A 25,131-nucleotide genomic window follows, 5' to 3' on the forward strand; every position below is an offset into this window, starting at 1 on the left:
GGGTTAATAGATATCGGTGGATGATACCATGATTTAGTTCATTTGTACTGAAGGAGGCGTAAAAATAAGTAGAGGACTATTGATATGGACGTAGGTAACGCTCATAATTTCCCCATTATTGGGATATTACTGAGAATAAGACGTAATAATGCAGTCCAGGTAACGCAAGGAGAACACGGTTGGCGACATTATAGCTCCACTTTTAAGCAGCAATAATAAGTACTGTGACACCTATGACTATCCCTAAGAGTGTCACAGTACTTAAAGTTATTGCTAATCATTCTCTAAGAGATAGAGGTTTCTGATGTTGGATGCTGGTTAAGGCCCATGGGTTGCCTGGCGTTAGAAATAACCTGATACAGCGGTTATCTCATGTCTATATGTTTTATTATCCTTGTCAGTCAAAGCTTTGGAAGACTTTTGGTGATTTTTCTGTTCCAAAAATGCGACTCATAATGTCGTGGGGGCGCGCATAGGGGGCGGCATCACCATTGCTGGTTTTCTGCTCCGATGTTCTTGGGCAGCCCCCGTCTAAGTTCCTTGTGCATAAGTAATGTGTATTGGTAGCTATATTTACGTACCCAGGGTGCCAGAGTGTTGTTAAATAAGGACATTCCTGGTCAAAACCACGTGGTTTCCGCAATCGGTTTGTCGTCGATATCACTTGATTTTCCTCAGTACCCTAAAAAGCTATGTATCATTGGGCACCTTGAGATTGGTTGAGTACCCATGACTTATTCAGCTGATCAAGGAATTTTATGGCTTCGAACAAACCTGTCAACAATTCATATGATCACACCAGTCATAATCAGGATCCGGAATTTTGGCGACAGTTGTCTAGGGATTTTCCGTTTGAGGGTGTGGATGAGGAGCAGCTACGCCAACAGACGGAACAGTGGATTAATTGTGCTAACGAGCTTTTAGGTCCGCTCCCGTCTCGGATGAAGAATAAAACGAAGCGTTAGAGCATTGCTTGGGTGTGTTCCCAGCCCAGGTATAGAGCCCTCGGTACATGGAAACAGCCTTTCCACTTTCCTCCTTTTAGGGGGAGTAGTACATCGCCCTGGCGGTTTAGATAGCCAAACCATTCACCGTGGTCTGGGTCATTAAACCGGGACCATGCATAGTTATGAACGGTGCGATACCACTGCCAGCAGTCATCTCTCTGGGTGAGTCGATAGCCCAATAGCAGGGCCACTAAGGTTTCTAAATGAACCCACCACAGTTTTTGGCTCCATTCTAGTTGCTGAGGGGGATGGCCCATGCGGTCTAAGAAGTAGAAAATACCGCCATACTCATTGTCCCAACCCCGTTCAAGAATTGTTAGGGTGGTGTCGATGGCGCGATTAATTAAGGTGTTGTCCTGGCGTCGCTGGCCAATGTCCATCATGAACCACATGGCTTCGATGCCATGGCCAGGGTTGAGTAATCGACCTTCAAAACAGTCGATGGGAGTGCCATCTGGAGCAATGTGTTCATATATCAAGCCGCTCTCAGGATCTAGGAACTCTTCCATAACGGCGTGAATGGTTTGGTTTAATACTACATCTAGGCATTCTGTTGTTAGCAACCAGTCCATTTCTAGGGTGAGGTTGGCCAAAATCATGGGTATGGCCAAGGACTTCATGGGGCGTGTGCCTGGGTAAGCTTTGTTGTACTGGCCTTTAGGATTATCTTGACGACGCAAAACATTGTTATAGGCCTGTAGGGCAATTTCCTTAGCTTCGCTATCTCCACAGGCCTGGGCGTATTGACTGAAGGCCATGGCGGCAAAGCAATCGGAAAAAATATTGTAGGGCTGTATTAAGGGACGGCCTTGGCGATCTAGGGAAAAGTACCAGTTACCCTCAAGATCACGACCGTGCTGGGTCAAAAAGTTAACACCGTGGCGGGCCATCTCTAACCAGTCTGAACGTTGTTCTAGGCGGTTGTACACCATGGAAAAGGTCCAGACTTGGCGGTTTTGCAGCCAGATAAACTTATCGGTGTCGTAAACATTTCCCTGTACGTCTAGACAAGTAAAGTAGCCGCCGCACTCACGATCTAATGAGTGGTTTTGCCAAAATGGCAAGACTGTCTCTAGCAGTGTGGATTTGTAGAGTTGGGCAAGGGCGCTAAAGTCCTTGTGGGATAGACGTTCGATCAGCATCAGTCAAATGTTGATAACTAGATAGGGAACACTATCTCACTCTTTGTCTGGATGTAATTGGAGAGAAAGTTGAAGTTTTTTAGGAACAAACTACACCAAGCTACAGGCCACTGCACAGGACTACCTATGGTTTGACGCACTGGTTTGACCCGCTGGTTCGGCGCGCTAATTTGACACATTAGTGCAACTTGGTGAGTTGCCGATCTCCTCGGGCAGTCTATGGAAAGCATCCAATAGGGATCTACTTAGTAAAACTGCTGATGACTGGATGAATGTCTATGTTGCTCTCCGAGGACTTGATCGAACTGAAATATCAAGAGATTGTGGAATACCAGGACGTGGTGACCAATGCAGCCATGGAAAGTATTGCATTTGATGTGATCGACACCCAGATGGCTTGCTTAGGGACAGCGATTATGACAAGCCTAATAATGGGGTGTTGTGCCAAGGTATTTATACCCAGTCGCAAACATCCACGGTAGTCTTAGTCCAACTGCTCCCACCGGGCTACTTTAAATGGCATATATTCACGAACAGATAAAAAATCTCTGTATTATTCTGTAAACCTGGCCACTGAGAGCATGGTGTCGACGACATGTCATTAGTGGTAAATCAATCGTCAGGGGATATTGGTGATTAATACCTAGTTGGGTGAGATATCGGCCAGGTTCTCACCAAATCAAAGGTCAGATTAAACCAGACAGAACATAAGGAATTAGCAGAGTATGGTGATGCAGCGGCGAGAGGTATTAGCAGGGCTATTGGTAACCGGTGGGTTGATGTCATGGGGATTGATGGGCAAAGCGGCCCATGCCTATGATGTTATTATTACGCCCAACGATCCTCAGCTGGGCGATGCCATTTCTGTCATGGTGAAAGCTAGAAACGGTGCTAGCTCTCCTCCCACAGTTATTGCCAATGGTAAAGAATATCCCAGTTTTCCCCTATCCGATAATCGTTTTCGCGCGTTTGTTCCCACCAGTCCTCTGGATACGCCGGGGCGTATCGTGATCCAGGTCAGTGGTGATGAAGAAACCCGCAATCTGGCCGTCGGTTTACGCAACCGTAGCTTCCGGACCCAGCGGATCACACTGCGGGGTAGCGGTAGCCTGGGCACGGACCATGAATTTGATAGAGTGGATGCCTTTAAGCAACTGGTGAGTCCTGAGCGCCATTGGCGGGGCACATTGTTGCGTCCGAGTCAGGGCAGGGTGAGTTCAGAATATGGCGTACGACGTTATTACAATGGTGAGTTTGCCGAAAACTACTACCATCGTGGTGTGGATTATGCTGCGGGAACTGGAACACCGGTAGTAGCTCCTGCGGCTGGGTATATCCGCTTAGTGGGTCGTGTGAGTGATGGATTTGAGCTCCATGGTAATACCGTTGGCATTGATCACGGTCAGGGGCTGTTGAGTATCATGATTCACCTCAGTCGCATTGATGTGAATGAAGGAGATTTCGTAAGTGCAGGTCAGCAAGTGGGGGCCATTGGTTCCACCGGTGCGTCCACTGGCCCCCATTTACACTGGGGGCTATATATGAATCAGGTGGCGGTTGATCCAGTACCCTGGCGCTATAACGGCTTTGAGTAGTGGGCAGCTGACCTACCTTTAGGAAGAGAGTTTGGTTGTTGTTATTGAGATTTTATAGTTGCTCTTTTCTTCTTTATTCTAAGGCATTCAATTTTTCTAGCACTAATGGGTCGCGCGCTAACTGTTGCGCGATGCTGGCTGCGCCTGCCTGGTTTAAGTGACTGGGGTCAGCAAAGAAGGCATTTTGTTGACGCCATTGCAGAAGCAGATCAATGACGGCAAACCCCTGACGCTGGCTTTGGGTTTGTAAAAACCGTTGAAAGCGTTGATCAAGGGGGAGACGAAAGTCATCTAGGTAGTCGCCGCTGAGGGGAAGATGAACATAGACCAATTCAATATTGCGGCTTTTGAGATAGCCCACTAGAGATCGCAACGACCCCAGCTGTAACCCTGTCAAACCAAACGGGTTATAAAACCCATCGTAGCGTCCGCTAATGCGCGGATAGGTTTGATAGAACGCAGCCGGGTCAAATACATCGGCAACTGGCAAAAAGCCATAGGCATTAATACTGCTAGGCGGTCTGGGGATAGAGGCTCGATTGCTAAACCCTGGCTTTTCCCCTGCCAGCACGGCCCGGTATCCCGGTGACTTGAGAATGTTGGCAAAGGTGGCATCAACACGACGGCTGTTAAATGCCCGCGAACCATCCCCCCAAATCACCAGTCTGGGCAGTTGATCTGAGGTGAGCAGTCGCTGGAGGACAAAGTTCATCACCTGGGCCGTAGCGCCGTTAATGCTGAAGTTAAACACCCGCACGGGATATCCCTGTGTTTCTAAATCTGTTTGGAGGATCTGTGGGTTTATCCCCTGGATGGTGCGGGAGCTACCAATCACCAGGATGTCCGGTGGGCCAAACGTGGCTAAATAGCTCAGGTAGAGCCGCAATTGTTCATCTAAGACGGGGCTGCCTAAGCTGGGAAACACATTGGGCCAGCTGAGTTGGTTGGCCTGCCGTTGGGCAAAGGCCAGATTTTGTAAGTACTCCTGCTGCTTACGCTGGGCAAAGAAGCGCTCCGGGCTTTGGGCCGGAATGGTTTGCAAGGTTGCGATCGCATCTGTCCATGCTTTAACGACCTGATCCCATTGGTCAGCGTTACTGGCGGTTTGGCCTAACTCCGCTGCCTTATCAGCTTGCTCAAACCCAGACTCCAGGGCTGCCGCCACGCGTCGGTCGGCCCAAAAATTACTCCTTGCCGCAAAAGCAGGATTGGGACCATTCACATCGCCACGGCTGAACCAAAATCCCAGCGACACCAAAATTGCCAAGCCAAATAGCAAGGCCATGATCCGGTGTCGTTTATCTAGAACTTTCATGCTGTCAATTTGCTAACCCACCAGCGGTATATATAACCACAGTGTGACGGCGGTGGTCTCTGATTGTGACTATTTCTCAAAGGATAGCAACAGCTTTTGTAAACGTTGGGTTAAGGTTGGACACTTCGCTGTGGCGAAACCCTGAAAAATTTTGCTGGCCTTGACCCATGGACTGGATGAATCAAATTTCATACTGTATTCGTCAGAGTAAGCAATGTGCCCCACGGGCGATTAAGTGGATAACCGTCCTTAAAGTACCAGTGTGGGATTGTAGACACGGAAAGATTGATGCTTTTATCAATCTTTCAGGTGGCATAGATTTTATGGTTGGTTGTCACAGATTTAGGCATTTATGGCAGGTTTTCGAACGGTTAGCTGGCTGTTAGGCATCAGTCTGTTACTGGGTGTGGGTCAGGCAGGAGAGGCTAGAACTGCCCAAGTGAATGGGCCTGTCAGGGCCAAATCTGTTGAGGCTGCCCAGATCCAGTATCAACAAGCAAAAAACTTTCTACGGATGGGCAGCAGTCGAGCCGCGCTGCGTCCGTTGACCATGGCCAGTGAGTTATACCGCAGTGCAGGAGACCCGATCGGCGAGCACAATAGCCTGGTGGACCTGAGTTTTGCCCACTATCGTTTGGGTGATTTCAACCGGGCCCAGCAGACCCTGAATCAAGCAAATCAGCTAACCATACCCGCCTCTACAGCCGTTGCTCAACGCCATCGAGGTTTTTTAATGCAGGCGTTGATCTGGCTAGAACAGGGAAATATTACCCGTAGTTGGCAGCAGCTGCGTCAGGTGCAGCGGGGGTTCCTGCAAGATTTTTCAGAACAAAATCGGCTTAATTTAGCCCTAGGAGAGGTCTATCGGCACACGGGGCAATACGGTCGGGCGCTGGATACGCTACACGCTACCCTGTCCCGAAGCTCAGACCGGGTGGATCGCACTCGAGCCCTGGGGGAAGTGGGCAGCCTCTATTACATGCTTGGGGACTACGGCCAGGCAGAGTCTGCTTATCAAACCGCCCTGGGGGAAGCCAGATCCGTAGGGTATTGGGAGGGCATACCTCGGTATCTCAATGGTTTAGGGCATGTTTATCGGCAGCAGCAAACCTATGACAAGGCGCGGGCCACGTATTTAGAGGCAAAGGACATCGCCATTTCCCAGGGGCAGTGGCACGAGCTAGCCAATATTCTCAACAGCTTGGGAGAGCTCTATGCCGAGCAGGGGGCGTTTAACAAGGCACTGGAAACGTTTACTGAAGCCCTGGGCTATCGAGACAAGTATGTTGGGCCAGAATATAGTCGTACCCTAGATCATTTAGGGCAGCTCTACGTCAGGCAGGATCGGGAAACAGCCCTTGAGTACTTTAATGACGCCTATGCCTGGGCCAGACATCACCATGATGAAGTGGGGCAGATCAATGCCCTCAGTGGCCTGGCTGAGATTTATCGGGCCAAAGGCAATCTATCTCAGGCTAAAGAAACGCTGTATGGGGTACTGGATAAGTTTGAAGCGTTAGAGCCTGGTCTACAGGATAGTAATAAGGTTTCGCTGTTTGAGACCCAATCTTATCGGTACGATCAGCTACAGCAGGTGCTGATTGAGCAGGGGGATATGGAGGCTGCCCTGGTGGTGGCAGAGCGAGGACGGGCGCGGGCCTTTGTGGAATTACTGGCTGCCCAAACCCTGGAGACGGCCACACCTGTGCCTGTGGCAGACCTAACGATTGCTCACATTAAGGCACTGGCTAAAAAGCAGGGGACCACACTGGTGCAGTATTCCATTATTCGCCAACCGTCCCCTGGACGCAGCCAGTTTAACGATCGAGCCCTATTTATTTGGGTGGTTAACCCCGATGGAGAGATTGCCTTTGAACAGGTGAATCTGACTCAGCAGCCCCATGCCCTGAGGGATAAGTTGACCGCTAGCCAGGATAGTCTCGGGGTGCGTGGGTTTAATTCGTGGGGTGGTGAGGTGCAGACCGCCCAAGCCAGCCAAGATATGGCCCAGGCAGACTTGAAACAACTTTACGATCTGCTGATTGCTCCAATCGCTCAGTATTTACCCGAGGCCCCAGCGGAAAAGGTCATCATTGTTCCCCATCGGGAGCTATTTTTGGTGCCTTTTCCGGCTTTGCAAAATGCCCAGGGGCAGTATCTGATTGAGAATCATACGTTAGGCACAACACCGTCGCTACAGACGCTGCATTTTCTACAACAACGCCTGGTGCAACAATCCGGTGAGGCCCTGGTGGTGGGAATTGACCGTGCTCAAGCGGCATCAGCGGTGATCGTGGGCAATCCTGAAATGCCGTCGGTGCCCTTTAGGGTGGGGGGGCCACCCATGCCCCTGACGGATTTACCGGGGGCAGAGGCAGAGGCCGTTGCGATCGCACCCATTCTCAATACTGTTCCCTTATTGGGGACTGCGGCGACAGAAACCGCCGTGCGTGAACGGCTGGCCGATGCCGATATTATCCATTTAGCCACCCATGGTTTACTGGATGAACGCCATGGGTTGAGTAGTGCGATCGCATTGACCCCCACCCGTGAAAAAGGTGACCGTGACCAGCCTGACGATGGGTTGCTAACTGCCCAAGAAGTAATGCAGCTTGATCTCAAGGCCGACCTGGTGGTGCTCAGTGCCTGTAATACAGGACGAGGGCGGATTACGGGTGACGGTGTTGTGGGACTTTCCCGCTCATTTTTAGCAGCGGGTGCCAATAACCTGGTGGCTTCCCTGTGGGCCGTACCCGATGAGGCAACGGCAATGCTCATGACTGAGTTTTATCAGCAGCTACAAATTGAACCAGATAAGGCCGTTGCCCTGCGACAGGCCATGTTGCATACATTGGCAGATCATCCCGATCCTCGCGACTGGGCCGCATTCTTTTTGATTGGGCTCTAAGACTAGTTCTGAGTTTTGTAGAGCCTCACATTGCATTCACCCCACTCCCTATTGCCTACTCACTTACACCGACAGACTATAGTTATTCCAACCGAGAGCGGCTATAAATTAGCCCAAAAGATTATTCAGCCTCAGAACTTTCTCCAAGCCTAGCTAAAACCCATTTAGCTTCAGCCACCTTAGCCTCTAACTTCAGCAGAGAAGACCTGAGTTTAGTGACTTGATGAGTATGTTTTTTAAGTTTGTATTCTGCATCCCTAGGCATATCTTTTGCATTTGCTGCTGATTCTGCAAAAGGCTGTTGTGCAATACGATGGTCAATAAACTGTCGAAGCTGTTCGATATCTACAGAGATCTCAGCAATTAGCTGAACCAGGGTTTGCCCTGGTTCCTCAACGGTACGAATTAGGGAAGAAATGTCCAGCTGAAGATCTCTATTGACACGCTCAAGTAATCGTTCCATGGGTCTTGACCATAGTGCGCAGGTAAATATCAAGTCATTAAGCACAGCGCGCGAGTGATATATTCTCGGCCCTTTTTAAATTAAGCGTTTGTTGCCAATAGCTTATTCATGATATCTGATGAAGTGTCTTCCATTGTCCTTCAATCCATTTGAGCGCTATGGGGCCAAAGCCAGGGGGCGTGATTGTGATGTCACTGTCATTATCTATGCCTTGCCATGCATACGTCTGGGGCAATCGTAAAGTTGTTGTGACGAAATGATGAAAAGTGTTGTAGCCTTCACCACTAAGGGGTAACTATCTGTGCCAAATGAAAATCCTGTAAAGAATGCAGCTGTTTCACGAAATGTTTTACAGCCGAACATTGGAGTTCGTTGGCAGACTTTGGTGACGATGACTATAAACCTTTCATAACGGAAACAGGCCCAAGATCGCCTATCACGGGGCAAAAACTATATCGACTACGATTGCTTTGACGATGCCATTGAAGAACTGATCCAGGGGGGCTAGCCTGCCCCCCTGGATCAGCCTGAGATTGAGGTGGAATTGGACCTGCCTGAGCGGGATATGAACTTTGGCGATGCCGCCTTGTTGCCACGTGAGGTGCGCCCGATTCATGTGATTGAAGAGTTGGCTAATGCGTATAAGCGCTATGAAGTAAAGGTGGTTGAGGCTGAGTAGGGTACTAATTTAAAAATTATACTGGCTGGCGTGAGGCTGATTATGGTCGGCCCAAATAGTCTCGTTTACCAATCTCGACGCCATTGTGTCGAAGAATATCGTAAGCCGTTGTCACATGAAAATAAACATTGGGCAAAACAAAAAATGACAGAAACTCCCATCCTCTGAAATCCATAGTTTGACCTTCACCAATGGGCAACGTGAGGATTGTCTCTTCTGTGTTGTTAATTTGTTCAGGGGTAAAGGTTTCTATGTAAGCCACGGACTGATGCATACGCTCGATCAGTTCAGGGAACGTGGTCTCTGTGTCTTCCATGGCAATCACCTCAACACCTGCAAGCCTGGCCACACCTCGTCTGGCCAGATCTGAGACAACCTGAACCTGTCGAACAAAGGGAAACATATCGGGGTATAAGCGGCTATTGAGCAAAGCCGTCGGATCGATATTTTTGGCCTCTGCGTAGTCTTCACCCTTTTTGAGAATGACAACCATGTTCTTAAGGGCGCGGATTAATAACGGCACCGAGGCTTGATACATGGAAATTGTCATAACAAACCCTCCTAAGGTTCAGTTAATTTGCCTGTTTCCCTGACACCATACTTAATGAATGAATCTGTGGCTTTAGCCATTTCATTGGCCCCTAGCCATTTCATTGGCCCTAGCCATCTCATTGGCCCCTAGCCATCTCATTGGCCCCTAGCCATCTTATTCCAAACAGCGACTTAGCGCCGCATTATAGGCCTGGTAAGGTTTTACGCCTGTCAGTGTCTCCACCAGTTCACCACTCTTAAAAAACATAACCGCTGGCATGCCTTTGAGCCCAAACCGTTTGGGTACCTGCTTATTGACATCAAAATCTATTTTCATCACATTGACACGGTCTTTATAGGTCTTGGCCAGCTGATCAATTAGGGGCGTTATCAGTTTGCAAGAGCCACACCAGGACGCCATGCAATCCACCACCAGCAGAGGTTCTTGTTCCAGAAGAGAATTCAGTTCTGATTCATCCTGAATAAAGCGGGCTGCCCCTGCTTCTTCTGCAAATAGCTCAGCCAATGCCTGGGTTATTTCTGCAAACGAGAGGCTAGCATTAACAGTTGTTAATTGCTCTTGCTGCCGATAATACTCCAGTACGGGCGCAGTCTCTTGTTGATGATGGGCTAACCGGTGACGGATAGCTGGGATCGGCTCATGATTCTCTGTAGAAGATAATCGGTTAATCAATAGCCCCGTCATGGTCTTTAAGTAGGCCACCTTTGCTACAGGTTGACCTACCTTTAACAACCATTCATTCAGCCCTTGGGCCTGAACCAGGGTGCGGGGAAACCCATCCAACACCCACCCCTGTAGCATCACATCCGGCTGCTCAAACCGCTTTCGCAGCAACTTTATTGCTAAAGCATCGGGGACTAGCTCACCCACTTCAACGTAAGACTGTATCTCCAGACCGATGGCCGACTGTTTAGCAATAGCCCCATGGATGAGCTGCCCCATGGACACATGGGGAATATGCCAGCGATTGGACAGTGTGTTTGCCTGTTCCTTAACCCCTACACCAGGAGGTCCTAAAAGAATAAGCTGCTTGAATTTCATGGAATAGACCTTAGCAAACCGTAACGTTGGCAGTCTATGGAGGCATGGAGATGTTTCCATAGACTGCGCTTACAGCTCACCAGTATGTTTTACGCACCCAGTTTGTCCTCATTTTGCTGCATATTCTTTTAGATTTCGCCGATGGCTGCTGGAGTTCAAAGATCAGGGCGAAGCAAGTTAAGGCTACAGATGTCAGTGGCTCAAACAGCCAGGAATTGGTAGCAAATCTTTTGAATATCTGGATGTTTATTTAACGTTTATTCAAAAAACTATAGAATGCTGCGACTTGTAATCCCAACAACAGCAATTCTCCTTGCCCTTGGAGCTGTGCTGTTAATTGTGGGGATATTTAATGCCTTAAAAACTCAACAATAACGAAGAGTTTATCTGGTTAGTTTGGGACATGTAGCTGAAGTTTGAAGACTTTCATTTTTTGGTCATCATAATCATTTTAGAGTGATGTGAGAATCCACACTTTTCATAGAAGGCTGCTGCTGGGCTATCTCTCATGGTCAATAAATAAATTATGCTTACACCCTGGTTTATCAGCTGTTGGTAAAGCATATCGATTATCTTTGTGCCAATTCCACTTCGTTGCTGAGTGGATTGGATACACATTTCTTTTAGAAAAAAATGTTTGCCTTCGTACCATGTTTCAGTGTGGCCGATGGCAAACCCTAGAATTCTGTCCTTTTTGATCGCAACAATTCCATAAGACCCTGGCATACTATAACAGTCCTGCAATCTACCCAGAGCTATTTCCTGACTCCACGTTTCGTTCCAAGGTGGGCTGTTGAAGACTGCAGCAAATAAAGCAGCACATTTCTCAAGATGAAAATCTTCGATAGGTTGAAGGTTCATACCGATTTGTCAGATAGCGCAGCGCGGGTTCTAAGGCCGATAAGAATACTTCTTGCAACCCAGCGTATGCCTATCAGTTAACCACAATCAGTGAGTGAGCGCCAGGTCCAGTATCAATCCTGTAATCTGTTTGTTCCAAATTTGTCCCATCAACCACCCGCCAAAACTCCAGGGCTCCGCGTCGTGGTTCTGGTGTCTCGTATTCAAACACCCCTGCAACAATATATTGATCAGACGCATCAAATGCAATGCCTTCTGGAAGAATACCGTCAAAGGTCCAGTCACCAGTCTTGGCCATTTGACCTGTGATCGGATCGAACTGGATTAAGGAAAGTGAGGACTGGCTATACCCTGGCTCATCTGGAGAAAGCCATGTCTGGCCGATATTACTCGTCGCAATCAGCGTGCCGTCGTTTGAGAAGGCAATGCTTTCAGCATGTCTTGGCAGAGAAACTCCGGCCACAACAAAATGTTGGGCTGCATCAATCTGATCCAACGGTGCTAATTCAATGACTGTCAGCTGTGATGGTGGTGCATTGACATAAAATCCCCTCACATCTGGCCCCCACTGCAAATCATTGGTCACATAAAAACGACCATCGGGAGAAAACTTTCCAGACATTGGCCATTTAGAGGTGACAACACGGTTACCCCAGGGCACCACATCGCTGACATTGCCATTGGCATCACGAACAACCCGAGAAAACTGAACCTGGCCACGAAAATTAGCATTGACAGCAATAACATCTGCTGTAGGGTGCCACTCTACATGGTGGGGTAGCATCCCACCGTCTGGCAGTTCTGCCACTGGCGAGAAGCTCCGCATCGGCAGTTGGACCGGTTCACCAAAGCGACCATTGGTAAAGGTGACAAACGTCAGCGGTGCATCTGGGTCCTTAGTTGCCAAGGCTAATGTTGTGCCGCTAGCATCTAGGGAAACACCTTGAGGATCAATACCTACCTCCACTGACGCAATGACTCTCGGGTTTGCCCGATCAGATACATCAACTGCCCGTAACGTTGTACCCAGATCCAGATCGCTGATTAGCTGATCTTCTGGTTCGCGTTGCTCTTTGGTTTCAGCAACAAAGATAGTATTGCTATCTTGAGAAGCCACCAAACTGTAAACAGGGTTAATAACAGAATTGGAGACTTCAATTGAGCTAGTTAGGGCGGGTGTAGCAGGCAATGGTAATGTTACCAATGAAAGCTGATCAGGACCGCGTGGATCGCCAAGCTGCCCGTCAATGTAAGCATAGGCCCGCATATCTCCATCAGATATCGCTGCAATGTATCGGCCCTGAAAATTTGGGGGTATTTGGGCATTGACGAGCTGGATATAGGCAAACATCACAGCAGTGGCAAGCCCTATCAAAACGGTAGCAACTCGCTTTAAATTAGACATTATTAAGAATCAAAAGTGCCATCAGGACTAATTACTCATCAGTTCTCTTAGCCTCGTCTCCGAAAGTTGAGGATTAAAAGAAACCCTTGGATCAAGTGTTGCGAGCGGGAAGCGCGGTGTGCTGGGTCGACGAAAATCAATCGACTCGACATAGGCCACCAGGTCCGCATTTTGAGTAGCTGAGCCCTGCTCATTGTATTGCTGGTAGTTGGGATAATCGGGAGCTAGTGAATCCCAGTCTGCATAGGCTGTTAGGCCGACGTTGAGCGTTTCAGGCAAGTCGGGGCGAATAAACTGGTCAAGAACTTGCCATTCTGTAGAGTTTTCGGCCTGATACAACAATGTAAAGAGTTCACCAGAACGCCCAACTCGTAATCGAATCCAGCCCTCTGGTGCGTCAGAAATCTTTAAAGTCGAAAGACTGTTGTAGGTCGATTTTATTTCAAACTGCGGTTCACCTGCTGGGAAGGCTGTGCCAGCACTAAAGAATAGCCAGTTTTCTTGATTGGGTTCCCAGTTTGCTGGTGTGATAGCTCGCGGTGTTCGAATGAATAGCCCCGCTAACGAGAACGATCGCTGAGGCATAGTACTTTGAGTGCCTTTTACCCTGATACGAGTGGTAATGATAAAGTCTCCGGTAACCTGACGATAAAGATGCCCTGCTGTATTATCTTCAAACCAGCCAGAGGATCTGGGTCGCAGCACTAAGCTGCCATTTTCGATGCTAGGAGGCTCCCACTTAGGCACCCAGCCCTCAACTTGGAATTCTTGCCAGCCTTGAAGTGCCTGTGGACTGTCAAAGCGAGTCGATAGCGATCGCAAGTCATCATCTACTTGAGGCTCAGCAGCCTCAGCTGCTACAGGCTCAGCCGCTGGGCTATCTATAACGGCCCCCGTAGTTTTTAAACCCGTCATTATAATTCCTCCTAAAACTAGGGAAATGAGACGTCTCATAGACTTCCTTTGGTATCGTTAAATGATTTTTATCGACAAACAGAAGTGCCAAACTCTGTTATCTGGTGCTGCACCTGTTGTGTTTTTGCCGCTGTGAGCAATGCCGGTAACGTAAATAAATAGTCACGATCGCGCACCATCGTATGGCAACCAATACAAGACCCTTGACTACTGGAAACTAATCTTCCAGATGGGCTGTACCAGGCCGATTGCCACTCGCCACTGTCAGCATTGACCTGCCACCCACTACGCTTTTTTCGAATAAACACATTGTTTAGTTGAGTCGGTGTCAGATGGCCATTACTTCCCTGACGTGCTGAGTGAGTTTCCATCACAATCACTGTGCCACTGGAGACTGTTTCACTGGTTTCAAGGGCCTCAAGAGATGGACGATTTACGTACATCTGTCGGATAATGTTGCTATTGGGACAGTCCACGATCGCATACTGAACAAACTGCTGTTGATAATCAGCTGGAAACCGTACTGAAGCAGCGTCTGTTGAATCTGGTGCGTAGACAACCTCTGGTGTTACCCGATCAGACGCAAGACTGTGGTTAACACTAGACTCTGATGATATTCCAGAGGGAGATAGGTGGGTAATTGAGATCGCAACCCCCACCGTCATCAAAAAGAGAACTAATCCTGAAATCCATCTTGGACGTGCCATCATGTGTCACCTCTCGTAACGTCCAGACAGGACTCACATAAATTTTGTAGAAACAGCCTATGTATCCCAACATAAACAGGCGAGAATAATACTGTCCAATGCTTTTTAGGACAGCATTAATAACATAAAGTTATTACTATGAAACTTCACGCCTTTCAGTACTTCGTAACCGTTGCAGAAGAACTCCATTTTGGTCGCGCCGCTGCTCGCTTACAGATTACCCAGCCTGCCCTTAGCAGACAGATTCACAGGCTAGAAGCAGAACTGGGTGTAACGCTGCTCCACCGCACAAAACGCATGGTAGAGCTAACCGAAGCAGGGGCTGCATTTTTAATCGAAGTTCGCAAAGGACTACAGCAGTTAGACTCAGCCATCCAACTAGCCCAGCGCATCGATCGAGGAGAAATTGGCTCGTTACGGATTGCCTTTACAGCCTCCTCCATGCATACAGTGCTGCCAGAAATTTTGCGACATTTTCGCGATCGCCATCCCGATGTCAAACTAGCCATGAACGAAATTTGCACCCTTGACCAGGTGAACAGTCTCAGAAAAGAAACTATTGACATCGGTTTTTTACATCCACCGGTAGAAGATTCATTTCTCAACCTCTATCCACTACAAGGAGAAAAACTAGTGCTGGCTCTACCTGATAGCCATGCACTAGCCGAGAAAAAACAACTATCGCTACAATCCCTTGCCACCGAATCATTTATTGTCCACCCACGCCATGAAGGACCCGTGCTGTATGATCAAATGTTAGCCCTCTGCAAAGACGCCGGATTTGCCCCCAATATTGTTTATGAAGATAGCAAATATCAAACCCGACTGGGCCTAGTCGCTGCTGGTACCGGCATCACATTCGTCCCCGAAAGCCTTCAAAAAGCAGGTTTATCCGGTATCTCTTATTGCCCCCTCATCGGCAACTTCCTCCAACTCCAACTAGCCGTTGCCTGGCGACGACGGCATATATCACCAGTGATTGAAGGCTTTCTAGACGTAGTTGAAAAAGTCACAACCGAGAAAAGTCATCACTCAAAAAAAATTGCAAAATCAATAACAGATTGAAAACTCAAAAAGAGTATAAATAATTTGCTTCCAAAACTGTAGCGCTTAAGTTCTACAGTGTTGAGAAGGATAAAAATATCGGATGAGTTAGTTTAGCTCTTACCCTAACCTTGACGTAGCTCACCCCTCACCAGAATATTTGCTACAAACGATTACCCTGTCGGGGGGTGGGGGGAGTTTAGGCCCCCACGAATAGGAGGGTTTCAGGGAGGAAAGCCCTGAGCAGCCCTATCGCTACTTATCAATTCCCATCACTATGAACTATTGAATCATTCCCCTAGCCATTCATAGCCAAAACCATCACTTACCCCCTGGCAAGCTTCAATCCGCATCGTTTATCCTCTCCTTCTGCAGTACAAATTGTCGCACCAGCTCCGGAAAGTTTGCCTGTCTCACTACCCCACAATCTTCAAAACCAGCCTTTCTTACAACAATCTGCGAATACTTATTCTCTGGCGCAATCGGAGCTACTACGCGGTGATAACCAAGGTCGTTAAGAGCATGGTGGGAGATTGCGATCGCAATCTCCGTCCCATACCCCTGTCCCCTCGCCGCTGGCATCACAGCATACATAACCTCCACTGCTTCATCATCATGGGGATTCAACCCACAAAAACCCACAAACCGTTTGCTATTCTTTTCTTCAACCGCAAATGCAAGCATCGGTTGCTCAGAACCATAGGACGCAATCGTAAACTCAATCAGACGTTTAGCACCCTCCCTGGTGGTTTGTTCGTCTGTAAACGTCAGAAATTTTGTCGACTCAGGATCTGTCATAAAGCTGATAAAGGCATCAGCATCAGCAAAGATGAACTCGCGAATTGTTAATCGCGCTGTGTTGATTGGCTGCATGACCCAGGAACTAAACCAATAATCCAGTTAGTGCGAAGGCTAATCTAAAGCCTAGCAAACAGATTCTTGACCAGAACTATTCGTAAATAAAATCTATGGTGAGTCTAGTGTGGTAATTTTTTTGACGGCTCCCAACGCATGGTCAGCGTTGTGCTTTCACGCTCGACAAATGCTTGATGATATACATTTGCACCCCAGGCAATAAAATCTCCTCGTTTTTCAAGCAAATAGTTGTGCGTGTCAGGAGCCTTAAAGTCAGGACGGCTTGAGAACTCTATCCGAAAACCACCGCTGTCACTCATTAGCATAGTTATGGTACGACCATAGCTAATGGGTTTGTTTAACCCTCTCGTTTCTCCAACAATATGATGCATCCACTTTGCAGATAAATTTGAAAATTCTTGACCATGGGGGTTGAATCGTAGATTAACATCCTTAGCAGGATCTGCCTTGGTCCAATCACTAAACCCAATAAACCAGCCAGTGCCATTGGTATCTAGGTTGTCGAGATTGCCAAATTCAATATCCATATTTAAGTATTATGCTCAATTTTTCAGGAAAGCTGAACTGATAATTTCAGCATCGATATTATATAGGCTGAACTTTGAACATAATCACCGCATGAGGTGGGCCATGGTGAGCCATGCAGCTGAGTTTTATTGCTTTAAGCTTAATCAGATCCTGTTGTTGTGAGCTGTTAACCATCACCCGTGCAAGATTTATTTTGCTATGTGATGCATCCCCTAAAGCAGTCTTATGCCGAAGGTGGTGCATATTTTGCAAACACTTCAGCCTCTGTCATATTTTCAGTCTTATTTGAGAAGTCGTAAAATTCAGGTTTTTTGTCAATAAATACTTGATGCTCAAAGATAAACTGACTATCATCATCGAATAGCCCAACTAACATACTATATTCGTTGTTGCCTTTGAGTCTGTAAAAAAGATGGCTACCACATTTTTTGCAAAAGCCGCGTTCGGCCCATTCCGATGAGTCAAAGACCGATATATTCTCCGCTCCTTCAAATGCAACCTCTGTACCGCAGCTGACGGCCATAAGAGGCCCACCGTTCCATTTTCTGCACATGTGGCAGTGGCAGGCACCCATATTTTTATGGATAGTCTTTGCGGTGAAGTGTATGGCACCGCAAAGACAACTTCCTGTTCCTGTCATTAGATCTGTCATTTATCTCGAAGCTATGATTGGTTAATGAGTTTCAGCGTGATTGAGCAGAGAACTCTTCACGATCTTAACCACGGTTTTAGCCTGCTATTCTGTCTATTCACAGAACTTATACAGCCTGTATGCTAAGCCTTGTAGCTATTACTTCGTATTACTTCGGTGCACTTCGCCCTATGTCTCCGGCAGCGTGATTGATTCAGGGGGGTGCAAGATACTCATGGAGGATGCATTGCCCACGGTGGCACAATAGGCCCACAGACACACATTATCTTTGCGGGGCTTTTGCTCAATTAGTTTTATGTTTTATAGATTATGTCGTTCCCTGCGACGGTTCTTTCATCGCTCTCGAACTATCAATAATGAACCGCTGAACAAAGTTAGTTTAGTGGTCATTATCCTGATTGATATTTTTATTTTGACCAATGTGTTTATTGGCTTAAACGATATTGGTCAGTGGTACATGGCTCCTTCTGAAGTCTATCCTTGCTATGCCGAGTGGGATAGCTATCGTGATCAGACTGCTGAGGATAAAGACTTTAATCTGGTCCGATGGGCAGCTGATGAAAACAATGTTGGCTTGAAGCAGCAGTATGGGTGGACGGCTGTTGATCGTTTGGGGGAAATAAACAGTGTCTGTTTACAGTACGCGGATACTAAGGATGCCATTAAACAACCCAGTAATACTAACCGACTGGAGCAGTTGAATGGGAAGGAAGATGAGATCGCAACCCTAGAAAATACAAATCGCACCATTCGCCAGCAGTATGACTCTACGCTCCTAGAAGAAATTGCAGAACAACCCCGTGATCAGTCCATTAATCTAACTAGTGCCGCCCAGGCCAAGGCGACACTAACAGAGAATGAGGCTCAGATTACGGCCCTCAAAGCGGAAATTACAACCCTTAAGGATGAGCTCCTGTCCAGCTCAGAAAGTGCAGCCTTTCTCACCCTGCTCAACCAAGATTCTGCATTTCAAACCATTGAGCAAGGGTATGACCGAGCTAGTTTCTGGTATCCCAGTATTCAGCTAGCTTTTCAGGCGCTTTTCCTTGTGCCGCTGATTTTGGTGGCTTTTGGCGGTTACACCATCGCTCAGCGTAAACGCTATGGCCTCATTGCCCTGATTAGCTGGCATCTCCTGGTCATCTTTTTTATCCCATTGATTCTCAAAGCGTTTGAGTTTATGCAAATGGGAGTCTTGTTTACCGCTGTATTTAATATTGTCACCGTCCTATTTGGCAGACTTCTGTTTTTGGTCAGCTATATTTACATTTTGCTGATTCCGCTGCTAGGCTTTGGCATGATTAAGTTCGTTCAACGGTTTATCTTTAACCCTAAACTCCAAGCTGCAGGGCGTATACAAAAGTCACGCTGTATTAAGTGCGCCAAAAAGCTACAGGCCCATGACAGCCATTGTCCACACTGTGGCTATCATCAGCACCAGGAGTGCAATCACTGTCACCAGCCCACATACAAGTATTTACCCTACTGTCATCACTGCGGCACAGCGCAGCCCGTGGCAAATACCCGATGAGTTATTCAACTAGATGAGGATTCAAATCCGACGCGCATGATGGTCATGATAGTAGCAACACTCCGTGGCAGTTAGGTGATGCGTTTAAAGTGCCATCGTTAACGATCTTGACCAATATGGAGACCTTTGTGTATTATCTGCTGTTTTGCAATTCCATCAGAATAGTAGGGCAGCTCAATGTTTGGTTTGGCTGCACTGACTCTAATTGAGTATTTGCCAATTTGGAAGCAATAAACAAGCCAGCTGATAATACCGATAAATTTTGCACCATCTTCAAGCAGATACGAGATTCGACCTGATGTCAGGAGTGGGATGGGAGCGGCAGGATACACTATGGCTAATGCAAAATCTAATGTATATGAAAGACCAAAGAAAACGAGTGCAAGAGCTATAAATATATAATCTGTTTTAAGAATAAGTTGGTGAAATCTAAGCAAGTAAAAAAGTAGTAACCCACCATAGCTTGCATAGGTGACACCTTCTGGTATGCCCAGTTTGGGCAGAACTTTTTCATGGAGTAAGAAGGCGTCATCAAAACCGAGGATTAAGGTTAGCAACGTCGAAGCCAACAAAAACTGCTTGATCTTGTGGTGATTGCCATTGTTTTCAATAACGCTAGCGCTAAAAAAACAGAGCATTGCTGCGGCAGCCCAGCAGAAGAGACCTATTTGAGAAAGAAATCCTGCATAGACAGGAATGCGACCGACAGCAATTATATCCCTGGTGAGCTGATCGATGGGAACGTTATACCAGAGATGAATAAATACTACCTTGCCTAAGAAAATAGTTGAAATAGCTGCGATTAATCCGATTAAGGGCAAATTCCCCCTAAACTGTATATAAAGAGAGCCTAGAAAGTTCTTTCTTTTTGTGATCATGGAAGAGTTGTAGATAAAAAATATTAGGAGGGTAGAGCATTTAAGTTGGGAAATTTTGGCTGGGTGGGGAATCAGGTGTCAGAAGTCAGAAGTTATGCTGTAATTAACTATCATGTTTAACTTCGCTTAAATTTCCCTTAACCATTGTGGCAGCTTTTAACACTGGCTGCTACTACAGACTTATTGCAGCCTGACCATAGCAATAAAGGGCTTTTAGCATCACATTGCATATGGTGAGCATCGGATAAGCATTAAGAATAGGTTAACTATTGTTTAAGGGTCTCACCTGTAGGTAAGTATCCTATGAAAGCCATATGAGAGCTTTCTTATGTCATGGCAAAAACCATAAAAAAGCCCTTGCCCATGGAAGTGTTTTGTAACAATTTATAGTCTTATTGGACTGACAAATAATGGCAGAAATAGCTGTTTTGTAAGGAATGTAGTGATCGATAAATCAGTTTTAGACTATGAATAGATATGTATTTAAATTTTGGGCATTTTTCATCGTAGCTGAGCGATTTAGGCCATTTTTTAAGGAATATAAATCTAATTTTTAAGACGTTTCAACACTTGTTGAGGACAATTTAGCACCTGGCAACAGTTTGCAAACAAGAAAGAGTGCTAATGCCAGAATTATCGCTGGCACAATAGAATCATTACATCTGATTAATGTGTTGTAGGGCTGGTAGCTACTGTTAGGTAATCTTTTGGGCACTGCTGATAGTTCAGGATGTAGTAACCTACAGGTGCAGCTTCTCGGTAGGCGATAATGCAAGCATACTGATCAGGCGATAAAATGCTAATTGCTTCCTCATTGGAATAGTTTTTAGCGCAGCATGTGCGAAGGTTCTCTGGGCTATGGAGATCTTGATAGACCTGTGTAAAGGTTTCTGCCCAAAGACTGGTGACGGTATTGGCTGACTCTACTCCAACTTTCCTAAAGGCATAAATTAACAAAAATGTGAAACGATGTTGTCATCAACCTTGCTGTTTACGGCGCACGCCAGTGTCATTTGCTTGAATTTCACGTTTTAGACGTTCTATGTCCTGATCATAACGGCGAATATCAGTGTCAAACCGTGAAATCGAAGCCTCTCTGGCTTTTTTTGTAGTATTTAAGCGTTGCTCATATTGTTGTAGCTGACGTTTTTTGTCGGCTAGGGTAAAGCTGCCAGGACTTGTTTGTTGGCTAAATTGCTGCATTTGCTGCTGGAGTTGCTGAGCAAATTTTTGCTGCGCTGACAGGATATCTTCGATACGTTTGATTTCCATAAAACCTCCTGGCTATGAATAAACATTAAAGTCACCGGGGCTCGGTGGGGTAACTCCAGAACCAAAGTTAATAATTGATCCGCTGGCAATATTACCCATTACAGTCACCCTCTCTGGATTTGATAGATCCATGGAAGGGAAATTGGGATTATCCGCAGCCTTGACCTGATTACCCATCACCACCAAGTGTCGTCCCCAGGTCACCACGGTCGCATTGCCTTGGCGGCTAGTAATAAAGTCTGTAGGGGGCTGAGAGGTTTGCGATCGCAAATGGAAACATTGGTTCTGACTAAAACTAACCTGTTCAAAGCCCACCCGGGGCTCATTGGGATTACGCAAAAACTCGACAAGATGGGGTAAGCCAATCCCTTGAAAAATATTATCATTGACCATGGCATTGCCGACTTGAGGAAACCGAACATCAACATTCGTTGGGGCAAACCATCCCAATAGCAACAGCGACCGATGGGTGGGGATCAGGTTCATCTGAGCTACAGCCTCTGTATCACTGTAAAACACATGGTTTTGAGTGATATCGCAAGATAACACCAGGCCAATTGCAATGCCCCAGAATGCCGCTGTCGCGGCTACTTCTCCCTGGCGTGAGATGCCTGTATTGATAATCTGAGAAGACTGTAGAGTCAGGTCTCCTAGCACTGAGGTAATAAAAATACCAGCACCCACAGCGGTTGTTGCCGCAATACTGGTGGCGTTAGATGTGGGTGGTCGATAGCCACAATGATCTAAACGGTTGTTGGCTAAGTAAGCCTGTTCAATCAAATTGCTAGCCGCAATACCTGCCACCGTCATATTATCAATTTGGTTGCCAGAAATCTCCAGGGCTGTTTCTGAGACTGCACCAATACCGTAGGTGCCATCGCTAATGTGGTTGTCAAGTACGCGATTACCTACACCTTGGATGGGAGGTGTGCCCAACAGAAAAACACCAAATTCAGCACCACTAATGTGATTATTTTGAACCACGGTCCGCTGGGTATTGGCCAGCGCCACTCCCATGGGAACAGCTGCGGAGAAATTCCCCGACACTGTCATTTGATTTGCTGAAATTTCAATCCCTTCCACATTAGCTGCGCCAATACCCGTGAGAATTCCTGTGATTTTGTTCCCTTTTACAACGCTGGCATTGAGTTCCAGGACAGGCAGGGGGGCATCATCGTTCTCGGCAACTTCTCCTAAGAAAATTGATAGGGGTAGCTGGGTGTTGCCGATCTGAAGCCCTCGATCCAAATTGGAAATTATAGTGTTGTCTTCCACTCGGGTGTGGGTTCCAAAGACTCGAATCCCTCCCCAGGAAGGAGAGTCTAGATTGATGGTGTTATTTGCAATCATGCAGTGATTACCGTAGGTGATAATCCCATAGAGATAGGGATCGCTCCCTGCTAAATATTGATTGTCAAATTCTTCGATGGGTAGCTGTCGAATTGCCGGACGACGAATCTGGTTGTTAATAATATGACAGTAGTCACTGTGAACGCCCGTAACAATGCCGATAAAACTATCCTGAATTAAATTATCTGTGATTTGACAGTTGTCACCTAGTAACACATTCTCCGAGGTCAGTAGGTTTAACAAAATGCAGATGAGCCCCACCGGGTAGGTAAAGTCATCAATTTGGGCTGTGGGGCCGATAAACTGATTATTGGAAAAATTGCAGGTTGAGATCGCTTCTGCCCAGATCCCCGTGAACATCAGACGGAAGACATTATCCCGTAGGGTAATTTGTTCACTGTTGACCACAGCAAATCCCAAGGCAGGTCCAATGGGTAGGTTTGAACCAGTGTTGTCGGTATCCTGGGCTAGCTCTACCTCAAACTGACAATGGTCTACTTGCACATTGAGGCCGTTACTAATGACCGCCACGGTTAGATCCAACAAATTTGAAGGTTCAGGGTCTATACCGGCGGCTTCAAATCGAATTTGATGGACGACGACATTGACCACCTGTTGATTGCGAAGGCGCTGAATTCGCAATAGATTAAGCCCATTGTTGCGGACCACGCGAGTGCCAGGACTCTCTCCTTTAAGAACAACATTGGATCGTCTGATCCAAATCGCTTGTTGGATAGTATGGGTCCCCGTTTTGAGGCAAACACATCCTCCCTGGGGTGGGAGTGAATCTAGGGCTGCTTGAATACTTTCTCCCGGTTGTACTACAACAGTGCAGCAGGATTCTCCAGGGTCTAGTTCGGTCAGGGGACAAAAGCTATGATCGCAAATCTCCAGAACTTCCAGCTCGCCATTGCCATCGGCATTGGTTAAAAACTGAGCGATGGCCAACCGACAGTATTGGTGGTCGATGCCCAATGGCAGCTGGGGAATGGGTGTGGGCACAGGGGTATCGGTCACCGGCCATTCGATCTGGCCCGTGGCGGTACGGGCTGGAATTAGCCAATAATCACCGGTTTTATAGGTACCCTCGGAAAACAGAACTTGAATACCGCCTTCTAAGGATGTCCAGTCTGCTGAGACTGGCAGTCCACCGGTTGCTGCTCCATCCCAGCGACGCAGCTTCGGATGGTAATCAGGATTGATGCCATTAGGAAATTCAGCGGCTAAGGGGGTAGGCGCTGAGGCCAGCACAATCACAGGACGACCGGCAGCATCATTAGTAAAGTCGTCAATCTGTAACAATTCCCCTGGTTGGCCATTCAGCTCAAGGGCATCGTCTATGACTTCCACCCACTGGCCTTTGGCAAACCCCAGCACATCGTCGGGGCCCAGATCAGCCACGGTGATTTCCTGGCCATCCATACCGTTGATGGCTGTGACCACAGAACCATTGTCCCGTGACCACTTGAAAGTGGCAGTGTCGCCATCGCCACCGGCATGAATTTCCACCCGGTATAGCTGATTTTCTAACCTCAGGTAGCCCGCACCGGGAGGAATTAGACAGGGATTGTCCGTGGCCTCGGCGGCAGCTGTGCGGGCATTTAACATGCCAGTGCTGGGGGCGATCAGATCATCCCATTCGGAGAGATCATCGTCGCAGCTGAGCTGATTGACCGGCTCGGTAATGGGCAAGACTTTAACTTGCCATAGGGTTTTTAGCCTTGTTGCGGTACTGGGTCCACCCAGCGCCACTTCACGAATCTGGGGATCGTCAATGGGCAGAATATGATGTTTCCAAACATCCAGATAAATAATGCCATTAGTGGTACCGGCCTCAGCAAACAGGCTACTTAAATCGGCAGGATTGGGTAAATCGAGTTGTTGACTGTAGGCGACATCGGTCTCATTAATGCAGAGAATACCGTTAACGTAAAAGCGGCCAGCACCGATGGTAAAGTCATTGTCGACGGCTTCAATGCCAAACCCTGGATCGTCTTTAGGAGCCCCACATGGACCAATCACATCGCGGGCTTCGGTTTCAATCCGATGTTGATGGATCTGTTGTTGTTCGACCCAGTCTGAGTCTAACAACAAGCGCCCCATCTGCAACAGCACCATATTGTAGTGCTTGGTGCTATCGAAGGTATCTCGACTAAAATCTCCCTTCATGGAGGCCTCCTGTTAAATCCATCGCTAGGTACTAGACAATCACTAGGTGATGTAAAAAATGCCGGCTTCTAGGCTGAAGCGTAGATATTCGTCCAATCGTACTCGTAAATTAGTCTCTCGTTGGGGTTGATAGAGATCATGAAATACTCCCATTTCGGCTTCGTCATCGGCTCCCTGACGAATTTCCTCTGCACAGCGCTGACTGAGTTGACCATAGGCCGGGTCGCCATAGCGTCGCGA

The 25,131-nt window shown here is 47.3% G+C and carries 23 protein-coding genes; 7 read left to right on the forward strand and 16 right to left on the reverse strand.

Annotation, left to right across the window (positions count from 1 at the left end):
• The first annotated feature begins 758 nt into the window (after positions 1-758).
• Positions 759-965 (forward strand): hypothetical protein, encoded by a 207-nt coding sequence (locus DXZ20_RS20555; RefSeq protein ID WP_163700234.1) that lies wholly within the window; start codon positions 759-761, stop codon positions 963-965.
• Here DXZ20_RS20555 and DXZ20_RS20560 read toward each other — a convergent pair.
• Entirely contained in the window at positions 962-2,149 is a 1,188-nt protein-coding gene (locus DXZ20_RS20560; protein WP_163700237.1) for a n-acyl-d-glucosamine 2-epimerase, read from the reverse strand. The two genes, DXZ20_RS20555 and DXZ20_RS20560, sit on opposite strands and share 4 nt — an antisense overlap.
• Positions 2,150-2,427: 278 nt before the next feature.
• Between DXZ20_RS20560 and DXZ20_RS20565 the strand changes: the two genes are divergently transcribed.
• Positions 2,428-2,631 (forward strand): hypothetical protein, encoded by a 204-nt coding sequence (locus DXZ20_RS20565; RefSeq protein ID WP_163668076.1) that lies wholly within the window; start codon positions 2,428-2,430, stop codon positions 2,629-2,631.
• Between the two features lie 249 nt (positions 2,632-2,880).
• Positions 2,881-3,744: a M23 family metallopeptidase gene (locus DXZ20_RS20570; RefSeq protein ID WP_431732105.1), complete on the forward strand. Its 864-nt coding sequence runs from the start codon at positions 2,881-2,883 to the stop codon at positions 3,742-3,744.
• A gap of 73 nt (positions 3,745-3,817) precedes the next feature.
• On the opposite strand, the gene DXZ20_RS20575 is transcribed toward DXZ20_RS20570, so the two are convergent.
• Positions 3,818-5,059: an SGNH/GDSL hydrolase family protein gene (locus tag DXZ20_RS20575; protein WP_250565856.1), complete on the reverse strand. Its 1,242-nt coding sequence runs from the start codon at positions 5,057-5,059 to the stop codon at positions 3,818-3,820.
• Positions 5,060-5,411: 352 nt separating this feature from the next.
• On the opposite strand from DXZ20_RS20575, the gene DXZ20_RS20580 reads away from it, so the two are divergent.
• Positions 5,412-7,967: a CHAT domain-containing protein gene (locus DXZ20_RS20580; protein ID WP_163700243.1), complete on the forward strand. Its 2,556-nt coding sequence runs from the start codon at positions 5,412-5,414 to the stop codon at positions 7,965-7,967.
• 121 nt (positions 7,968-8,088) lie between these two features.
• On the opposite strand, the gene DXZ20_RS20585 is transcribed toward DXZ20_RS20580, so the two are convergent.
• Positions 8,089-8,430 carry a hypothetical protein gene (locus DXZ20_RS20585; protein WP_163700246.1) on the reverse strand — a complete coding sequence of 114 codons (342 nt, stop codon included), beginning with the start codon at positions 8,428-8,430 and terminating at the stop codon, positions 8,089-8,091.
• A gap of 538 nt (positions 8,431-8,968) precedes the next feature.
• Between DXZ20_RS20585 and DXZ20_RS20590 the strand changes: the two genes are divergently transcribed.
• The gene (locus DXZ20_RS20590; RefSeq protein ID WP_163668085.1) at positions 8,969-9,109 is read left to right on the forward strand and encodes a hypothetical protein; all 141 of its coding nucleotides are present in this window, start codon (positions 8,969-8,971) and stop codon (positions 9,107-9,109) included.
• A gap of 40 nt (positions 9,110-9,149) precedes the next feature.
• Here DXZ20_RS20590 and DXZ20_RS20595 read toward each other — a convergent pair whose 3' ends face one another.
• The 6 genes from DXZ20_RS20595 to DXZ20_RS20620 all read right to left on the reverse strand — a co-directional run bounded on the left by DXZ20_RS20595 (position 9,150) and on the right by DXZ20_RS20620 (position 14,594).
• Positions 9,150-9,659 (reverse strand): DUF1993 domain-containing protein, encoded by a 510-nt coding sequence (locus tag DXZ20_RS20595; RefSeq protein WP_163668087.1) that lies wholly within the window; start codon positions 9,657-9,659, stop codon positions 9,150-9,152.
• A 156-nt stretch (positions 9,660-9,815) separates the two neighbouring features.
• Positions 9,816-10,703, reverse strand: a complete 888-nt coding sequence (locus tag DXZ20_RS20600) for a nucleoside monophosphate kinase (RefSeq protein ID WP_163700249.1) — start codon at positions 10,701-10,703, stop codon at positions 9,816-9,818.
• Between the two features lie 426 nt (positions 10,704-11,129).
• Positions 11,130-11,564: a GNAT family N-acetyltransferase gene (locus DXZ20_RS20605; RefSeq protein ID WP_163700251.1), complete on the reverse strand. Its 435-nt coding sequence runs from the start codon at positions 11,562-11,564 to the stop codon at positions 11,130-11,132.
• 73 nt (positions 11,565-11,637) lie between these two features.
• A complete protein-coding gene (locus DXZ20_RS20610; RefSeq protein WP_163700255.1) occupies positions 11,638-12,969 on the reverse strand; it encodes a YncE family protein in 1,332 nt (443 codons plus the stop codon).
• Between the two features lie 27 nt (positions 12,970-12,996).
• Positions 12,997-13,884 (reverse strand): DUF1349 domain-containing protein, encoded by an 888-nt coding sequence (locus DXZ20_RS20615; RefSeq protein ID WP_163700257.1) that lies wholly within the window; start codon positions 13,882-13,884, stop codon positions 12,997-12,999.
• A 68-nt stretch (positions 13,885-13,952) separates the two neighbouring features.
• Entirely contained in the window at positions 13,953-14,594 is a 642-nt protein-coding gene (locus tag DXZ20_RS20620) for a cytochrome P460 family protein (protein ID WP_163700260.1), read from the reverse strand.
• A gap of 135 nt (positions 14,595-14,729) precedes the next feature.
• Between DXZ20_RS20620 and DXZ20_RS20625 the strand changes: the two genes are divergently transcribed.
• Entirely contained in the window at positions 14,730-15,656 is a 927-nt protein-coding gene (locus DXZ20_RS20625; RefSeq protein ID WP_163700263.1) for a LysR family transcriptional regulator, read from the forward strand.
• A 321-nt stretch (positions 15,657-15,977) separates the two neighbouring features.
• Here DXZ20_RS20625 and DXZ20_RS20630 read toward each other — a convergent pair whose 3' ends face one another.
• The 3 genes from DXZ20_RS20630 to DXZ20_RS20640 form a co-directional block, all read right to left on the reverse strand.
• Positions 15,978-16,508, reverse strand: a complete 531-nt coding sequence (locus tag DXZ20_RS20630; protein ID WP_163700265.1) for a GNAT family N-acetyltransferase — start codon at positions 16,506-16,508, stop codon at positions 15,978-15,980.
• Between the two features lie 104 nt (positions 16,509-16,612).
• Complete coding sequence (locus DXZ20_RS20635; RefSeq protein WP_163700268.1) at positions 16,613-17,038, reverse strand: hypothetical protein; 426 nt, start codon at positions 17,036-17,038, stop codon at positions 16,613-16,615.
• Positions 17,039-17,262: 224 nt separating this feature from the next.
• Entirely contained in the window at positions 17,263-17,691 is a 429-nt protein-coding gene (locus tag DXZ20_RS20640) for a GFA family protein (protein WP_163700271.1), read from the reverse strand.
• A 295-nt stretch (positions 17,692-17,986) separates the two neighbouring features.
• On the opposite strand from DXZ20_RS20640, the gene DXZ20_RS20645 reads away from it, so the two are divergent.
• Positions 17,987-19,222 carry a hypothetical protein gene (locus DXZ20_RS20645; protein WP_163700273.1) on the forward strand — a complete coding sequence of 412 codons (1,236 nt, stop codon included), beginning with the start codon at positions 17,987-17,989 and terminating at the stop codon, positions 19,220-19,222.
• Positions 19,223-19,320: 98 nt separating this feature from the next.
• Here the strand turns inward: DXZ20_RS20645 and DXZ20_RS20650 are convergent, their stop codons facing one another.
• The 4 genes from DXZ20_RS20650 to DXZ20_RS37655 form a co-directional block, all read right to left on the reverse strand.
• Positions 19,321-20,100: a DUF8692 domain-containing protein gene (locus tag DXZ20_RS20650; protein WP_163700276.1), complete on the reverse strand. Its 780-nt coding sequence runs from the start codon at positions 20,098-20,100 to the stop codon at positions 19,321-19,323.
• 978 nt (positions 20,101-21,078) lie between these two features.
• A complete protein-coding gene (locus DXZ20_RS20655; protein WP_163700278.1) occupies positions 21,079-21,372 on the reverse strand; it encodes a hypothetical protein in 294 nt (97 codons plus the stop codon).
• Between the two features lie 12 nt (positions 21,373-21,384).
• On the reverse strand, positions 21,385-24,891 hold the full coding sequence (locus DXZ20_RS20660) for a DUF6519 domain-containing protein (RefSeq protein WP_163700280.1): 3,507 nt from the start codon (positions 24,889-24,891) through the stop codon (positions 21,385-21,387).
• A gap of 42 nt (positions 24,892-24,933) precedes the next feature.
• The coding region (locus tag DXZ20_RS37655; protein ID WP_250565857.1) for a hypothetical protein at positions 24,934-25,131 on the reverse strand (198 nt) is incomplete at its 5' end.

The sequence above is a fragment of the Adonisia turfae CCMR0081 genome, from assembly GCF_011009555.1.
In the GTDB taxonomy this organism is placed as follows: Bacteria; Cyanobacteriota; Cyanobacteriia; order Phormidesmidales; family Phormidesmidaceae; genus Leptothoe; species Leptothoe turfae.

Bases quoted from the DNA above. Each gene is read 5' to 3' on its own strand.
- DXZ20_RS20650 (WP_163700276.1), bottom strand. From the start codon at position 20,100: ATGATCACAAAAAGAAAGAACTTTCTAGGCTCTCTTTATATACAGTTT.
- DXZ20_RS20585 (WP_163700246.1), bottom strand. From the start codon at position 8,430: ATGGAACGATTACTTGAGCGTGTCAATAGAGATCTTCAGCTGGACATT.
- DXZ20_RS20610 (WP_163700255.1), bottom strand. From the start codon at position 12,969: ATGTCTAATTTAAAGCGAGTTGCTACCGTTTTGATAGGGCTTGCCACT.
- DXZ20_RS20655 (WP_163700278.1), bottom strand. From the start codon at position 21,372: ATGGAAATCAAACGTATCGAAGATATCCTGTCAGCGCAGCAAAAATTT.
- DXZ20_RS20600 (WP_163700249.1), bottom strand. From the start codon at position 10,703: ATGAAATTCAAGCAGCTTATTCTTTTAGGACCTCCTGGTGTAGGGGTT.
- DXZ20_RS20660 (WP_163700280.1), bottom strand. From the start codon at position 24,891: ATGAAGGGAGATTTTAGTCGAGATACCTTCGATAGCACCAAGCACTAC.
- DXZ20_RS20620 (WP_163700260.1), bottom strand. From the start codon at position 14,594: ATGATGGCACGTCCAAGATGGATTTCAGGATTAGTTCTCTTTTTGATG.
- DXZ20_RS20560 (WP_163700237.1), bottom strand. From the start codon at position 2,149: ATGCTGATCGAACGTCTATCCCACAAGGACTTTAGCGCCCTTGCCCAA.
- DXZ20_RS20570 (WP_431732105.1), top strand. From the start codon at position 2,881: ATGCAGCGGCGAGAGGTATTAGCAGGGCTATTGGTAACCGGTGGGTTG.
- DXZ20_RS20565 (WP_163668076.1), top strand. From the start codon at position 2,428: ATGTTGCTCTCCGAGGACTTGATCGAACTGAAATATCAAGAGATTGTG.
- DXZ20_RS20605 (WP_163700251.1), bottom strand. From the start codon at position 11,564: ATGAACCTTCAACCTATCGAAGATTTTCATCTTGAGAAATGTGCTGCT.
- DXZ20_RS20580 (WP_163700243.1), top strand. From the start codon at position 5,412: ATGGCAGGTTTTCGAACGGTTAGCTGGCTGTTAGGCATCAGTCTGTTA.
- DXZ20_RS20575 (WP_250565856.1), bottom strand. From the start codon at position 5,059: ATGAAAGTTCTAGATAAACGACACCGGATCATGGCCTTGCTATTTGGC.
- DXZ20_RS20645 (WP_163700273.1), top strand. From the start codon at position 17,987: ATGTTTTATAGATTATGTCGTTCCCTGCGACGGTTCTTTCATCGCTCT.
- DXZ20_RS20625 (WP_163700263.1), top strand. From the start codon at position 14,730: ATGAAACTTCACGCCTTTCAGTACTTCGTAACCGTTGCAGAAGAACTC.
- DXZ20_RS20640 (WP_163700271.1), bottom strand. From the start codon at position 17,691: ATGACAGATCTAATGACAGGAACAGGAAGTTGTCTTTGCGGTGCCATA.
- DXZ20_RS20615 (WP_163700257.1), bottom strand. From the start codon at position 13,884: ATGACGGGTTTAAAAACTACGGGGGCCGTTATAGATAGCCCAGCGGCT.
- DXZ20_RS20595 (WP_163668087.1), bottom strand. From the start codon at position 9,659: ATGACAATTTCCATGTATCAAGCCTCGGTGCCGTTATTAATCCGCGCC.
- DXZ20_RS20555 (WP_163700234.1), top strand. From the start codon at position 759: ATGGCTTCGAACAAACCTGTCAACAATTCATATGATCACACCAGTCAT.
- DXZ20_RS20630 (WP_163700265.1), bottom strand. From the start codon at position 16,508: ATGCAGCCAATCAACACAGCGCGATTAACAATTCGCGAGTTCATCTTT.
- DXZ20_RS20635 (WP_163700268.1), bottom strand. From the start codon at position 17,038: ATGGATATTGAATTTGGCAATCTCGACAACCTAGATACCAATGGCACT.